Raw genomic sequence first — 15,419 nt, forward strand, 5'->3', positions numbered from 1 at the left:
ATTAAAATAAATAAGTTTGTTTTACGAATAAAATAGTTACAATAACCGTGCCAAAAACTTCGTCCTCCTATCTTCTAAATACGAAACTCTATTTTCCTTATTTGCATAATAATAAATTAATTTGTATCTTTGCGCCCTTGATTCGATAATAAAATTATGGCAGAAGAATTAGATAACGAACAATTAAATCCTGCTGACTATTCAGCGGATAATATCCAATCCCTCGAAGGGATGGAACACGTGCGTATGCGCCCCTCTATGTACATCGGTGATGTAGGACCTCGCGGTTTGCACCACCTTGTTTATGAGGTGCTTGATAACTCTATCGATGAAGCTCTTGCCGGTTATTGCGATACAATTTCGGTAACTATCAACGAAGATAATTCCATTACAGTAGAAGATAATGGTCGTGGTATCCCCGTTGATATACACAAAAAGGAAGGTGTCTCTGCCCTCCAAGTGGTAATGACCAAAATCGGTGCAGGTGGTAAATTCGATAAAGGTTCTTACAAAGTGTCTGGTGGTTTGCACGGTGTGGGGGTTTCTTGCGTGAATGCCCTTTCCGACCATTTAAAGGCTACCGTATACCGCGATGGCAAAATATGGGAACAAGAATATCAGCGCGGGGTTGCTCTATATCCTGTAAAGCAGGTGGGCGATACCGATAAACGCGGTACTAAAGTTACTTTCCACCCCGATGAGTTAATTTTTGAACAAACTACTGAATATAAGTACGATACTCTTGCCGCTCGTATCCGCGAATTGGCTTACTTAAATAAAGGTATTACCATCACCCTTACCGACCTCCGTAATAAGGACGAAAAAGGTAACTTTATTACCGAGAAATTCTATTCAGAAAATGGATTGAAAGAGTTTGTAAAATTCCTTGATGGCAACCGTATGCCTATCATTGGCGGAGTGATTGCTATGGAAGGTGAAAAGAATGGTATTCCAGTAGAGGTTGCTATGATTTACAACGACTCTTACAACGAGAACCTACACTCTTACGTCAATAATATCAACACTTCCGAAGGGGGAACTCACTTACAAGGCTTCCGTATGGGGCTCACTCGTACCCTTAAAGCCTATGCTGATAAATCGGGCTTACTCGAGAAAATGAGTAAGGATAAAAAGAATCCTGTAGAGATTGAAGGTGATGACTTCCGTGAGGGGCTCACAGCCGTTATTTCGGTGAAAGTGGCTGAACCTCAGTTCGAAGGGCAAACAAAAACCAAACTTGGTAACCGCGAAGTTACTTCGGCTGTATCTCAAGCCGTTGGGCAAATGCTCGAAGATTATCTTGAAGAAAATCCTAATGATGCCAAAACTATTGTAGAGAAAGTCATTTTGGCAGCTCAAGCGCGTCAGGCAGCGCGTAAAGCTCGTGAAATGGTGCAGCGCAAAAGTGTGATGAGCGGTGGCGGTCTCCCTGGTAAACTTGCTGATTGCTCTGAAGAAGACCCAACAAAATGCGAACTCTTCCTCGTAGAGGGGGACTCAGCGGGAGGTACTGCCAAACAAGGGCGTAACAAGGATAACCAAGCGATATTACCCCTCAGAGGTAAAATCCTCAATGTCGAAAAAGCAATGCAACACAAAGTGTTCGATAGCGACGAAATTAAGAATATCTATACTGCTTTAGGGGTAACCGTAGGTACTGAAGAAGATGCTAAAGCACTTAACTTGAGTAAACTGCGTTATCATAAAGTGATTATTATGTGTGATGCCGATGTCGATGGTTCTCACATTACAACTCTTATCCTCACATTCTTCTTCCGTTATATGCGTGAACTCATCGAGAATGGTCACGTATATATCGCTACACCACCACTATATTTGGTGAAAAGTAAAAGTAGCAAACGCGAAGAATATGCTTGGAACGACAAACAACGCGATGCGCTTTCTGCCGAAATGGGCAATGTAACCATTCAGCGTTACAAAGGTTTGGGTGAGATGAATGACCACCAGTTGTGGGATACAACTATGAATCCTCAACACCGCACCCTCCGCCAAGTAACTATTGATAACGCTACTGAAGCCGACCGCGTTTTCTCTATGCTAATGGGAGACGAAGTGCCTCCTCGCCGTGAGTTTATCGAGAAAAACGCTAAATATGCTAAAATTGACGCGTAATATGATTATTTATAGGGGCGTTTTGCAAAACGCCCCTACTTTATAAACAGCAACTAAAACACTCATTCTATCAAAAAATTACGAAAAATACTCGTCCGTTTCTTCCTTATAACCCTTGTGTTACTAGGGGTTACGGCTCTTCTTTTGACCTTGCCTGCCACTCAAACCTTCATCGCTAAAAAAGCAGTGGCTTATCTGAATAAGGAATTTGGTATCGACTTAAATATCGAGCGTATTCACTTGAAAATCAATGGTGATGTAGATGTGAAACGCATTCTTATTCGCGACCATAAACAGGATACACTCATTTCAGCTAAAAAACTCACTACTTCTATTTTAGACTTCAAACAACTCATTGACGGTAATCTGTACTTTGGCAAAGTGAAAGGAGATAGCCTCGTTTTCAATATGAAAACACACAAAGGCGATACCCTTTCAAATCTCGATGTATTTGTAAACAAATTCGATTCGGGTGAACCCAGTACGGGTAAGTTTGTGATGAAAGCCAAAGGTATAGAGCTCAAAGATAGCTATTGTTATATCTCCGATGAAAATAATCCTGACCCTTCTATACTAAAGGTTACTAAGCTAAACACCGAAATAAATGATTTTAAAGTCTTGGGGAGTAAAGTTTTCTTTGATATGAAAGAAGGCAACTTCCGTTTCGATGATAAATTGGAGGTTACTCACCTAAACACCTATTTTAGTTATACTGATAGTTTGATGCAGGCTAAGGATTTGCGACTGCAAACCCCACAAACGGACATTCAAGGTACGATAACAATGCTGCCTCACAATGGTAGTTTTGGTGATTTTGTAAACAAAGTAGTTTTTGATGTCAATCTGCCTAAAGCTAAGATAAATACTACCGATTTGAACGCTTTCTACAATGGTTTTAATGACGGTAGAGATATAGTGTTAGAAGGGGTAACAATGAAGGGAACACTAAACGATTTTGTGATTCCTCAAGGTAAAATAACCTATCAAAACACACTTATAGAAGGTGATTTGGCTTTTCAAAATCTGCTTTCAGAAAATGCTAATATTGTTGTTATTGGCAAAGGAGTGTATGCCGAGAGTGTCTATAACGATTTGGCTTACTTAATGCCTGATGTTCTAGGGAAAAATATCCCAGAGGAACTACAAAGGCTGGGAATGTTTTCATTAGAAGGTGATTTTGCTTACCGAACTACTTCTTTGCAAACAAATGTACTGCTGAAAACTAATGACGGAGAGGCACATATCGATGGCTCTTTAGACGACCTTACCCATACCGATAAAACTGCTTTCAAAGGAACACTCACTACCAATCAATTTCATTTAGGCAAAATTTTAGACGACCCTAGTATAGGGGCTATCAGCACCGATATGTTGGTGCGTGGTGAGGGATTAGATTTCGCTACAATGAAACTCTATGCCAATGGCACCATTCATTCCGTGGGCTATAACGGTTATAACTATCAGCGCATAGGTATCAATGGAGAGTTTCGCAATCAGGTGTTTAGCGGTAAAATAGATGCTCGCGACCCCAATCTTAAAATGAGTTTCAACGGACTTGCCGACCTATCGGGTAAAAACAATAAATTCGACTTCCAAGCCGATATCACTTTAGCCGACCTCCATGCTTTACATTTTATGGAGATGGATAGCATTTCACAGTTCTGTGGCAAGGTGGTAATAGATATTTCAGGTAATCAATTAGATGATATTGTAGGTAAAATAGCCTTTAAAAATACGAACTACATCAATTCAGCAGGCGATTTTTCTTTTAAAGATTTTGAAGTAGTTTCAACTCTTAACAATGGAATCAAAGAAATTACAATTAATTCTCCTGATATTGTCAGCGGGAATGTAAAAGGGAAGTTTAAATTAATTGAACTCAAAAAAGTACTCCAAAATGCTGTGGGAAGCATCTATACCCACTATAATCCTTATAAAATAGAGAAAAACCAATATGTAGATTTTCATTTCAATATCTACAACAAAATTGTAGAAGTGTTCGTGCCTAAAGTGAAAATAGGCAGCAATACTTTTGTAAATGGTAATATAGATGCTGATAAAGGAAGTTTTAAATTCCAAATGAAATCGCCGAGCATCAATGCCTACGACAATCAAATTGATAGTCTTAGTCTTGAAATTGACAATAAAAATCCGCTCTACAACACTTATTTTGAAGTGAAGAAAGCTGATTTTGGTGTCTATGCTATTCAGGATTTCAACCTGATTAATACTACTATTAAGGATACTCTTTTCTTCCGCACCGAGTTCAAAGGAGGGGATACTGGTAAAGATACTTACGAGTTGAATTTCTATCATACACTTAATAAGAAACAAGAGTCTATCATTGGTATTAAATCACTCATAGATTTCAAAGGGAATGCGTGGTATATCAATCGTGAGAATGCGATGAATGAGTACAATAAAATTGTCCTCAATCGTACTGCCGATACTATTAAGGTGAGCAATTTCAAAATGGCACACCAAAACCAGTATATAAACCTCAGTGGACTTATCACAACCAAAGATTACAAGAATTTGCACTTGGTGGCGCATAATGTGGCGTTAGATAAGATTGTTCCCGAAATGAAGGGACTCAACCTCACGGGAACGCTCAATGGCAATGTGTCACTCACCCAGCGAGGAAATTTGTATTACCCTTCAGCCGATCTCTTTATTCAGTATTTCAAACTGAACGGCTACGACTATGGCGATTTAGAAGTGGGCATCTTTGGTAATAATGATTTGTCATCATTTGATGTAGGGGCTTTCTTCTCCAATGGTAGGGCTTTAGGATTTGCTACACGCGGAAAAATCAATTTGGACAAGAAAAAAGGTACCTTGTTCGACCTTACAGCTTACTTTAGAGATTTTGAACTCTCTCCTTTCAATCCTTTTTTGGAAGGCATTTTCTACGACCTGCGCGGTACTATGTCGGGGCAGGTGAAAATAGATGGGAGTGTAATCGACCCGCTGATGGACGGTACGCTTACCTTGCATAAGGCAGGTGTAGGGATTACTTATCTCAAACTCAATACCGATATACAAGAAGGGGCACGTATCAAGGTGAACAACAAAACTTTTGATATAGACAATTGGTTACTCACCGATACAGCCTATAAAACCCAAGCTACCCTCAATGGTTCAATTCGTCATAACCGTTTGTTAGATTGGTTTTTAGACCTGAAATTGCAAACCCTTGGCAAGCGTTTTATGGTGCTCAATACCCCTTATACTGATGATGCGCTTTTCTACGGAACTGCCTTTATGAAAGGGACTGCTACGATTAAGGGAGCTTTAGATGAAATTGCCATTAAGGTAAATGCAAAAACCGAAGAAGGTACGTCTTTCAAAATACCGCTCAGCGATAGTGAGAGTGTAGGCGACGACTCGTTTATCACCTTTATAGAAAAAGGAGATAAGAAGGTGAAAGTAAACCGAGATTTAGAGTCTATCAAAGGATTAGAACTGAATTTTGAATTGGATATCCTCCCTACTGCTGAAGTAGAAATTGTGATGGATAGGAAAACTGGCAGTAGCCTTGTAGGGCGTGGAGCTGGTACACTCCTTATTGAAATCAATACTAATGGTAAGTTCAATATGTGGGGAGACTTTATCACCTATTCAGGCTTTTACAATTTCAAATACGAAAACATTATCGATAAGCGCTTTACAGTACTCCCAGGAGGTTCTATTTCTTGGAGTGGCGACCCATTAAAAGCGACCTTGCGTGACTTGAAAGCCGCTTATACCCTCAGTGCAAACCCAAGTACACTATTAGAAAGTAATCAGTACAACCGCAAAATCAACACTCAGGTAGTCATCAAGTTAGAAGGCGAATTAATGCGTCCCGAAACCTTGTTTGATATTACTTTCCCCGATAGTAGTCCAAGTTTAGTGTCTGAACTCAACTACAAGTTAGAAGATCAAGACCGCAAGCAGTTACAAGCCTTCTCGCTCTTGGCTCAAGGCTCATTTATAAGTGAGAAAAACACCGATAATCGTTTGGTTGCCTACAACCTTTTTGAAACAGCTGCAGGTTTGTTTAACCAATTGTTATCTGATGAAGACAACAAGCTGAACTTGGGAGTATCGTACGAGGCAGGTATTAACGATGGTTCGTCCGATATCAATAGTGACCGTTTAGGTTTCACTGTTTCTACTCAAATTACTGAGTGGGCGAGTGTAAATGCCAAAGTGGGTATCCCTGTAGGGGGGGTAAGCCGCACTGCTGTAGCGGGGAATGTAGAAGTGCAATTCCGCCTCAACCCCGATGGTAGCCTCACAGCCAAAATATTCAACCGTGAAAACGAATGGCAGCAGTATATGCTCGATCGTATAGGGTATGCCCAAGGGGTAGGACTCACTTATTCAGTAGATTTCAATACCTTCAAAGGGTTGATGCAGAAAATATTTAAAAAAGGAGGCAAAGTACTCGAACCAAAGAATGAAAAATAGAAAGAAAAGCATTTTTTCGTCATTCGTCGTTCGTCATTCGTAATTATTTCGTACTTTTGCCCCCAATAACTCAAAATAACAAACAAGTGTATGGCTAAGAATGTAGTGATTGTAGAGTCGCCTGCAAAGGCTAAAACTATTGAAAAGTTCTTGGGTAAGGACTACAAAGTGGTGTCCAGCTATGGGCATATTGTAGATTTGCCTTCTAACGAGTTAGGGGTAGATATCCACAACGGTTTTAAACCTAATTACCTCATCTCTAACGATAAGAAAAATCTTATAAAAGAGCTTAAATCACTCACTGCTACTGCCGAAACCGTATGGCTGGCTTCCGATGAAGACCGTGAAGGAGAAGCTATTGCGTGGCATCTTGCCGAAACTCTCAAACTGAAAAATGAGAATACCAAACGTATTGTTTTCAACTCTATTACCAAATCGGCTATTGAGAATGCAATTAAGAACCCTCGCACCATCGATTACAATTTGGTAAATGCACAACAAGCACGCCGCGTACTCGACCGCCTCGTGGGCTATGAACTCTCCCCCGTACTTTGGAAAAAAATTAAAAGCGGGCTCTCAGCAGGGCGCGTGCAATCGGTAGCTGTACGCCTTATTGTGGAACGCGAACGCGAAATACAAGACTTCAAAACGCAATCGTCTTACAGAATTACTGCCGAATTTACAACTTCTGAAGGAAAGGTGGTGAAAGCTGCCTTACCCAAAAATTTTGATACTCAAGCAGAAGCTGAGGCTTTCTTGCAACAGAATATAGGAGCACACTTCAAGGTACAATCCTTAGAAACTAAACCCGCTAAAAAAATGCCTGCGCCACCTTTCACTACTTCCACGCTTCAACAAGAAGCGGCGCGCAAATTGCATTTTTCAGTTAGCAAAACAATGACGGTAGCCCAACGCTTGTACGAATCTGGATTTATTACCTATATGCGTACCGATAGCGTGAACCTTTCACAAGAAGCTCTTAGCACTGCCAAAAATGCTATTGTACAGCTTTTTGGAGAGCAATACAGCCAAGTGCGCAACTTCGCTACCAAAAGCAAAGGAGCGCAAGAAGCTCACGAAGCAATTCGCCCTACCGATATGAGCCGCTCTAGTATTCCAGCAGAAACCGACCAAAATAAACTCTACGAACTGATATGGAAACGTACTTTGGCTTCCCAAATGGCAGATGCTCAAATAGAGCGTACCACCGTGAAAATAGAAGCCGATAAGCACAAAGAATATTTCGTTGCTAATGGTGAAATGGTACAGTTCGACGGATTTCTAAAAGTGTATTTAGAAAGCACCGACGATGAGGAAGAAGAACAAGAAGGAATGTTGCCTAATCTTAAAAAAGGAGAAGTACTCGTTAATAAGCATATCACTGCTACAGAACGTTTTACACGTCCGTTACCTCGTTATACTGAGGCTTCATTAGTGAAAAAATTAGAGGAACTTGGTATCGGGCGTCCATCTACTTATGCGCCTACTATTTCCACTATTCAAAATCGCGGTTATGTGGAGCGTAGCACTCTTGAAGGGGAAGTTCGTCCTTATCACCAACTCACTCTTAAAGCTAATGTGATTACACCCAAAACCCTCAGTGAACGCGTAGGCGCCGATAAAGGTAAACTTATCCCTACTGATATAGGTAGTGTGGTGAATGATTTCCTCGTAAACCATTTCGATACCATAATGGACTATAACTTCACGGCTAAAGTAGAAAATAGCTTCGATGAAATAGCCGAAGGTAAAGAGAACTGGACAGAGATGCTTTCTGATTTCTACAAACATTTTCACCCTGTGGTAGAAAATGTAGAAAAGCACACAGGTCGCGAAACAGGTGAGCGTATACTTGGCACCGACCCTAAAACAGGGCGTCCTCTCAGCGTACGCTTAGGGCGTTACGGTGCAATGGCACAAATAGGAAACCCCGATGATGTCGAGAAGCCTATCTATGCGAGTCTGTTAGCTGGTATGTCTATAGAAACTATTACTTTTGAGGAAGCCCTCAAACTCTTTGAACTCCCTCGTCAGTTAGGTATTGTAGAAGGCAAGAATGTAGAGGTGAATGTAGGTAGATTTGGACCTTATGTGCGTTATGGTGAAGCTTTTATATCGCTTGATAAAGGAGAAGATGTATTTAGTGTAACCCTTGAGCGCGCTAAACAACTCATTGGCGAAAAGAAAAAAGCCGATGCCCCTATAGCTACTTATCAGGGGGTAGAGGTAACCAAAGGAGTAGGTCGTTTTGGTCCTTTTATCAAGTGGAACAACACCTATATCAATGTGCCTAAGAAATACAATTTCGATCACCTCACTCAGCAAGATGTACAAGAACTTATAGAAGATAAACTCAAAAAAGAATCGGAGAAAGTAGTAAGAGAATGGGATGAAGGAACTATTCGTATAGAGAAAGCGCGTTGGGGGCGTTTTACCCTCATCAAAGGTAAAACTAAGGTAGAACTCCCTAAAGATACCGATGTAGCAACATTCACTAAAGAACAAGCCCTTGCACTCCTCACCGAGAAAACCCCTAAGAAAACTACTACCCGCAAGAAAACCACTGCTAAAAAGTAGGTAATTGTAAGGTTAAAGGATTTTCAATTATTCAAAGAAATAAAAAAAGCGCAATGCCCTTCAAGGCGTTGCGCTTTTTTAACTTGTAAAAGCTAAAGTTATTTTCTCTTATAGATATAAACTGTAGTTTCTGTAGCACTACTACTTTGGTTGAAATCTTCAAAAGTAAGAGTGAGTTTGTTGTTGGCTATAGAAAAAGTAGCTTCATCAGCTTCGCCTATTCTATCTCCTTTTTCTGTTAAAACAATCTGTTTTCCAGTAATAGTGTAAGTGCCTTCCTCCAGATTTTCTTTACATTGATTATTTGCAGGATTTTTGTCGTAAGAAACTAAAGAATATTTGTTATCAGCAGTAAAAGTGTAAGTATTTTTCTTTTCACATTCATTAAGAACTTTTGCAATACCATTTTCTGTTTCACTTTCAATAATCCAACTTCCTACTAAATTATTATTATTTGTTTGATTATTTGTTTGATTATTTGTTTGATTATTTGTTTGATCGTCCGATTTTCCACACGATGTTACAAAAAATGCTGCGGCTATAAAAGCCATTTTTAAAAGTTTTTTCATTTGCTTACATTGTTTTTATTAGTTCAACGGTGCAAAGATACAAATTTAACATTTTCTCGTATCTTAAAGCATTGTTAAAAATCACTTAATCTTATCTCTTACCTCTTATCTCTTACCTAAAAAATACTTTTGGCACGAATTTCGCTACCTATTGTCAATAAAATACTATACACTTTATGAAAAAGTTATTATTACTATGCTTAGGGGCTCTTGCCTCTGTAAGTTGGGCTCAAGAAGTAGGCTCAGCTGGACGTTTATTACAAAACGAGTACCGCCAAAACAAACAAGCACGCGCTGTGATGGGGCGTGGAGGTATCTCGGTAAATATCGATTGGGAATACGACTATAACGGTGGTTATGCCGAAGTGTTTATCCGCATTCCTGAACGTGGTCGCTTTACGGTGAGTATAGGCGATCAAGAAATTACTAGTACTACTGGTATGTATCGATTTTTCGACCTAACTGCTACTCCTCAGCCTCTCAGTATCTGGCAAGGACGCACACTGATTTACCGCGTAACTATCAATCCGAGTGACAATACTCGTATGGTAATGGACTTCTTTTCGCGTGATGGCTTGTATTTGTTAGATGAAATTACTTTGAATAACAATCAGCCTTCCTATCACGGTCGTCAGTGGAATGATGTGTGGAATCGCTCTTACGGTGGTTATGGAGGCGCCCCTATGATGCGTCAAAGTGATTTCAACAACTTCTTTAAAATGTACAAGGATGAAACTTTTGATAAAGATAAACTCTCTTTCTTCCGCGCTCAAAAAAATATTGTCTCATTTACCACCGAGCAAGTAGGACAATTGATGGAAGAACTTTCTTTTGACGATAATAAATTTATCATCGCTCAAGAAGCCTACCCCAATGTAGTAGATCCTCAAAATTACTACCAGTTGCAAGCTAAATTTACTTTTCCCTCTGGTAAAAAGAAACTTTCCGAATTCTTGCAATCAGTACGTAGATAATGAATGTTATAACAGTATAACGAAAAACTATTACTTAGAGGCTTGGCATATTCGATAAAAATCGTACCTTTGCCTCAAATTTTTAACAACAATACAAAAAACATATTAGTATGGCATTAGAAATAACAGATGGAAATTTTGAAGAGTTGGTACTTAAAAGCAGCCAACCTGTATTAGTAGACTTTTGGGCAGTGTGGTGCGGTCCTTGCCGTATGCTTGCTCCCGTAGTTGAAGAAATCTCTAAAGAATACGAGGGTAGAGTAGTAGTAGGTAAAGTAGATGTGGATAACAACCAAGAATTTGCTGCTAAATATGGCATTCGCAATATCCCTACCGTATTGGTATTCCAAAATGGAGAGGTAGTAGGTCGCCAAGTGGGAGTAGCTCCTAAAAAGACTTACACCGATGCTCTTGACGGATTATTGTCATAAGTACCACTAACACTTTGACAAACAATAGAAAAGGCTATCAACAAACGTATAATATTGTTGATAGCCTTTTTTGTATTGTGTTTTGTCCCCTTTAAAGCGCTTCACTCACTTTCTGTGCAAGGGCTTTAAACTCTTCATCGGTGAGTTTAACCTTGTGTTGGAAAGTCATTTCTTTCATTTCGCTAATAGGAATGAGGTGTACGTGTACGTGAGGGACTTCGAGTCCTACAACTGCTACGCCTATACGCTCGCAAGGCACTACTTTTTCAAGAGCTTTGGCTACGTGTTTCGAAAAAGCCATCAAGCGCAAGTAGTGTGCATCTTCCATATCAAAGATATAGCTGATTTCTTGTTTAGGTACACAGAGGGTATGTCCTTTAGCGTTAGGATTGATATCAAAGAAAGCGATAAATTCATCGTCTTCAGCTACTTTGTAGCAAGGAATTTCTCCGTTGATAATTTTTGTAAAGATACTCATATTTTTTACTTGTTACCTATTACTTGTTATGTTATCTACTTATTTCTAAGATTTCCATTTTAAGAGTTCCATTAGGTACTTTAATTTCAGCAATTTCACCTACTGATTTACCCAAAAGTCCTTTGCCAATAGGCGAACTTACCGATATTTTTCCTGCTTTAAGGTCGGCTTCACTTTCGGCTACAAGGGTGTAGGTAATTTCCATCTTGTTAGCGAGGTTTTTCAGTTTTACGGTCGAAAGTACAAGCACTTTGCTCACATCAAGTTGAGATTCATCAATGATGCGGGCATTAGCTACTAATTCTTCGAGTTTAGCTATTTTCATTTCCAATAAACCTTGCGCTTCTTTAGCAGCGTCATACTCAGCGTTTTCTGATAGGTCACCTTTATCGCGGGCTTCGGCAATAGCTTGAGAGGCACGAGGGCGCTCTACATCTTTTAGCTGGTTGAGCTCATCGCGGAGCTTTTTCAGTCCTTCAGGGGTGTAATATGATACTTTTTTCATAATATTCTTTTTAGATGTTGTTATGTTTATATAAAAATAAAAAATCCTCAAATAGTCTCTCTGAGGATTTCTGGGCGCAAAGGTAATACATTTTTTTGAATTGGCAAAAAATAAAATATCAAATCGAATCGCCAAATTGGCAAATCAGCAAATGGACAAATCAACAAATTAATTTGCATATCTCATTTTTTTTTTAAAAACTTTGCGCCTATTTTTTAAAAGTAATTATGAGAGAAAGATTATCAACAAACTATGTTTGGCTATTCTTTTTGCTGATAGTAGGCTCTATGAGCGCTCAGCAAATAGAAATTTCAGGAACTGTAAAGGATAACAAAGGTGAGCCTTTATTAGGTGTTTTTATCTTAGTAAAAGGTACCCAACGAGGGGCAACTACCGATTTTGATGGACATTACTCCCTAAAAGCGAATGTGGGTGATGTGCTTAAGTTTTCTTTCTTAGGAATGAAAACAATAGAGAAAAAACTCACTGCAGGCACTAAAGAGCTCAATGTTACTATGCAAGAGGATGTACAACAGCTTGAAGGCACTGTAGTAGTAGGCTATGGAGGTAAAAAAGTTGCCAGTCGTACAGTCGCTTCAGTTGCTACAGTAAAAGGAAAAGATATTGCCGAAACACCTAATGCAAGCGCTATTGACGCATTGCAAGGTAAGGTAGCTGGCTTAGTAATCTCTACAGATTCTGGACGACCAGGGGCAAATTCTTCAGTACTCATACACGGATTAAATACTTTTTTCTCTGTTTTCGACGAAACTATAGTTTCAGAACCTCTATATATAATAGATGGTGCTGTCGTAACCAGCGATATAATGACAATGTATAACCCTGCTGATATTGAGAGTATAACAGTACTCAAGGATGCAGCTTCTACTTCTATCTATGGGGCTCGTGCTGCCAATGGGGTAATTTTAATTACTACTAAAAGAGGTAAACGCAATGAGCGCACTCATATTGCTATCAATCATCAGTTAGGATTTTCAATGCGTACCAATGTAACCCGAAAATTCTTTGAAAATATGGCTACTCCTGAGGAGTATATGGATTTTTGGATACTCAAGGAACCTAGTGCTTTAACTTCACTCGGTAGACGTTTGGGATATACTGAAACCACCCCTAGAGAAATTGCAGATAGAATTTTAGCCGAAAATCCTTACAATACGCGTTGGGATAAAGTTTTCTTTCACGATTTTGCTCCTGTTTCACGTACTGATGCATCTATCTCAGGAGGAAGTAATACAACTTCTTATTTCCTTTCCTTAGGTTATTTAGATCAGCAAGGAATAAAAGCGCGTTCAGATTATAAACGCTACAATCTCAATGCTAATTTAGATACACAAATAGCCGAGTGGCTAAAGGCTGGACTTTCTATATCGCTAGCACATACTGATATGCAATCAGTTTCAGGCGGAGGTGGTGCTGAAACTGATATTTTGTCACTGCCTATCTATTCACCTACTCAAACTGATGGAAAACGCAAGAATTATATTCCTTCTATTACAGGTCATCAGAATGGTTTTTATCATCCTGATTATTTAGCTGAAAAATATCCTGCCGATAGATATAGTGATAATATTATGCCTATAGGTTATTTGCAGATAGAACCAGTAAAGAACTTGACTTTCAAAACTCAATTGGGGATACAATACAATGTAGATGAAGATTATAGTAGAGGACCTCTACCTTCATTTATAGAATACCGTTATGATACCGATTCTAACAAAACAGTAGGACAAACCGAGCGACAAATGAGCAAATATTTGCAACGCACTTATACGAACTTGTTAGAATATAGATGGAACATAAAAGAGTCACACAATTTTGATTTCTTGTTAGGACAAGAGTCTGTGGAGTCAGTAATGCGTTCTTTTAGTGCTTCTTCAAAAGGGCAACCTTCCGATAGGCTAACAATGCTTAGTCACGGACCTAAAGAGCCTACAGTGCGCGATAGCCAATCGGAAACTGGGTTTAACTCTTTTTTCACTCGTTTAGAATATTCATATAAAAACCGTTATTTCTTAGATTTATCAGCTCGTCGTGATGGTTCTTCAGCCTTTGGGGCAAACAATCGTTATGCGAATTTCTGGGCTGTAGGAGCGATGTGGAAACTCAAAGAAGAGAAGTTTTTGCAAAACGTGAATTGGCTTACTAGCTTAGATTTGCGTTTTAGCACAGGTATTTCTGGCAATTCGTCTATTGGTGATTACCGCAATAGAACTTTGATAACTCCTTCTAATACTTACAAGGAAAAATCAGGCTATTTCCTTTCTATGTTAGGTAACCCCGATATTATGTGGGAAGAACAACAGAAAACTACATTAGGGTTACACATTTCAATAGTGAAAGGTACCAATATCAACTTAGAGTTCTACGAACGCAATACTCATAAAACTCTTGCACAAGGCTATATCAACTCAGCTTCGGGCTTTACTTCTATCCCTCACAATATAGGTGATATGCAAAATAGAGGTATTGATTTTACTTTTTCTACTATTGCTTTCAGAAGCAAAAATAACAATTGGAATATCCGTCCATATTTCAATATGAACTACAATCAGCAAAAAGTAACATCGTTGTATCTAAACAAAGAATTTTTTGCCAATAGTTTCAGTTATGCAGGCTATAGACTAAATGAAGCACTACAATGGACAATGCCTATATTCAAAGGTATTAATAAGGATGGGAATGCAGAGTGGTATTTGCCTAATGAAACCAACTATATGATACAGCAAAAAGACGATAGCAAAACAACTTACCAATTTGATGAGAAACAACTTATGCAAACCACAGGCAAGAAAATGTACGCACCAGTAAATGGAGGTTTTGGAGTAGCAGTCACTTATCGTAATGTATCGTTAGACTTGGCATTCTCATATTCTTTAGGCAAATGGCTCATCAATGAAGATAAGTATTATACGCTCAATCAAGGAAGTTTTGGAGCAAAGAACTTTAGCAAAGACTTGTTAAACTACTGGAAACAAGAGGGTGATGACACCGAGTTGCCAAGACTAAACAGTGCTTACTATATGCGAAAAGATACCCGATTGTTAGAAAATGCATCGTATATGCGATTGAAAAGTGTAAGTATAAGTTATGCACTTCCTCAAGAACTAATAGACCAAATGAAATTCTTTTCAGGGGTACGTATATATGCATCGGCACGTAATATTTTTACTCTCACCAAATATTCAGGTGCCGACCCTGAGTTCTCTAATACATTATCAAGAGGTGGTTATCCTCCTACTCGACAATTTACTATGGGTGTTGAACTTAAATTTTAAA

At 39.1% G+C, this 15,419-nt stretch carries 9 protein-coding genes; 6 read left to right on the top strand and 3 right to left on the bottom strand.

Features of this window, described 5'->3' with window-relative positions:
* Positions 1-156 precede the first annotated feature (156 nt).
* From gyrB to topA, 3 genes are all read left to right on the top strand, one after another.
* Complete coding sequence (gene gyrB / locus DR017_RS04695) at positions 157-2,133, top strand: DNA topoisomerase (ATP-hydrolyzing) subunit B (protein ID WP_002681726.1); 1,977 nt, start codon at positions 157-159, stop codon at positions 2,131-2,133.
* 117 nt (positions 2,134-2,250) lie between these two features.
* On the top strand, positions 2,251-6,588 hold the full coding sequence (locus DR017_RS04700) for a translocation/assembly module TamB domain-containing protein (RefSeq protein WP_002681705.1): 4,338 nt from the start codon (positions 2,251-2,253) through the stop codon (positions 6,586-6,588).
* 90 nt (positions 6,589-6,678) lie between these two features.
* Positions 6,679-9,165: a type I DNA topoisomerase gene (gene topA, locus DR017_RS04705; RefSeq protein WP_002681710.1), complete on the top strand. Its 2,487-nt coding sequence runs from the start codon at positions 6,679-6,681 to the stop codon at positions 9,163-9,165.
* Positions 9,166-9,263: 98 nt separating this feature from the next.
* On the opposite strand, the gene DR017_RS04710 is transcribed toward topA, so the two are convergent.
* Entirely contained in the window at positions 9,264-9,734 is a 471-nt protein-coding gene (locus DR017_RS04710) for a lipocalin-like domain-containing protein (protein WP_002681731.1), read from the bottom strand.
* Positions 9,735-9,910: 176 nt separating this feature from the next.
* Between DR017_RS04710 and DR017_RS04715 the strand changes: the two genes are divergently transcribed.
* Positions 9,911-10,708: a proline and serine-rich protein 1 family protein gene (locus DR017_RS04715; RefSeq protein ID WP_002681706.1), complete on the top strand. Its 798-nt coding sequence runs from the start codon at positions 9,911-9,913 to the stop codon at positions 10,706-10,708.
* Between the two features lie 110 nt (positions 10,709-10,818).
* Positions 10,819-11,139 (top strand): thioredoxin, encoded by a 321-nt coding sequence (trxA, locus tag DR017_RS04720; RefSeq protein WP_002681694.1) that lies wholly within the window; start codon positions 10,819-10,821, stop codon positions 11,137-11,139.
* A 91-nt stretch (positions 11,140-11,230) separates the two neighbouring features.
* Here trxA and DR017_RS04725 read toward each other — a convergent pair whose 3' ends face one another.
* Both DR017_RS04725 and greA read right to left on the bottom strand, forming a co-directional pair.
* Complete coding sequence (locus DR017_RS04725) at positions 11,231-11,617, bottom strand: HIT family protein (RefSeq protein WP_002681719.1); 387 nt, start codon at positions 11,615-11,617, stop codon at positions 11,231-11,233.
* A 31-nt stretch (positions 11,618-11,648) separates the two neighbouring features.
* Entirely contained in the window at positions 11,649-12,122 is a 474-nt protein-coding gene (gene greA, locus DR017_RS04730) for a transcription elongation factor GreA (RefSeq protein WP_002681724.1), read from the bottom strand.
* A gap of 287 nt (positions 12,123-12,409) precedes the next feature.
* Between greA and DR017_RS04735 the strand changes: the two genes are divergently transcribed.
* Positions 12,410-15,418, top strand: a complete 3,009-nt coding sequence (locus DR017_RS04735; protein WP_050772815.1) for a SusC/RagA family TonB-linked outer membrane protein — start codon at positions 12,410-12,412, stop codon at positions 15,416-15,418.
* Position 15,419: the final 1 nt, after the last annotated feature.

It is taken from the genome of Capnocytophaga sputigena (assembly GCF_900446695.1).
Classification (GTDB): domain Bacteria; phylum Bacteroidota; class Bacteroidia; order Flavobacteriales; family Flavobacteriaceae; genus Capnocytophaga; species Capnocytophaga sputigena.

Bases quoted from the DNA above. Each gene is read 5' to 3' on its own strand.
- gyrB (WP_002681726.1), top strand. From the start codon at position 157: ATGGCAGAAGAATTAGATAACGAACAATTAAATCCTGCTGACTATTCA.
- topA (WP_002681710.1), top strand. From the start codon at position 6,679: ATGGCTAAGAATGTAGTGATTGTAGAGTCGCCTGCAAAGGCTAAAACT.
- DR017_RS04710 (WP_002681731.1), bottom strand. From the start codon at position 9,734: ATGAAAAAACTTTTAAAAATGGCTTTTATAGCCGCAGCATTTTTTGTA.
- DR017_RS04715 (WP_002681706.1), top strand. From the start codon at position 9,911: ATGAAAAAGTTATTATTACTATGCTTAGGGGCTCTTGCCTCTGTAAGT.
- trxA (WP_002681694.1), top strand. From the start codon at position 10,819: ATGGCATTAGAAATAACAGATGGAAATTTTGAAGAGTTGGTACTTAAA.
- DR017_RS04725 (WP_002681719.1), bottom strand. From the start codon at position 11,617: ATGAGTATCTTTACAAAAATTATCAACGGAGAAATTCCTTGCTACAAA.
- greA (WP_002681724.1), bottom strand. From the start codon at position 12,122: ATGAAAAAAGTATCATATTACACCCCTGAAGGACTGAAAAAGCTCCGC.
- DR017_RS04735 (WP_050772815.1), top strand. From the start codon at position 12,410: ATGAGCGCTCAGCAAATAGAAATTTCAGGAACTGTAAAGGATAACAAA.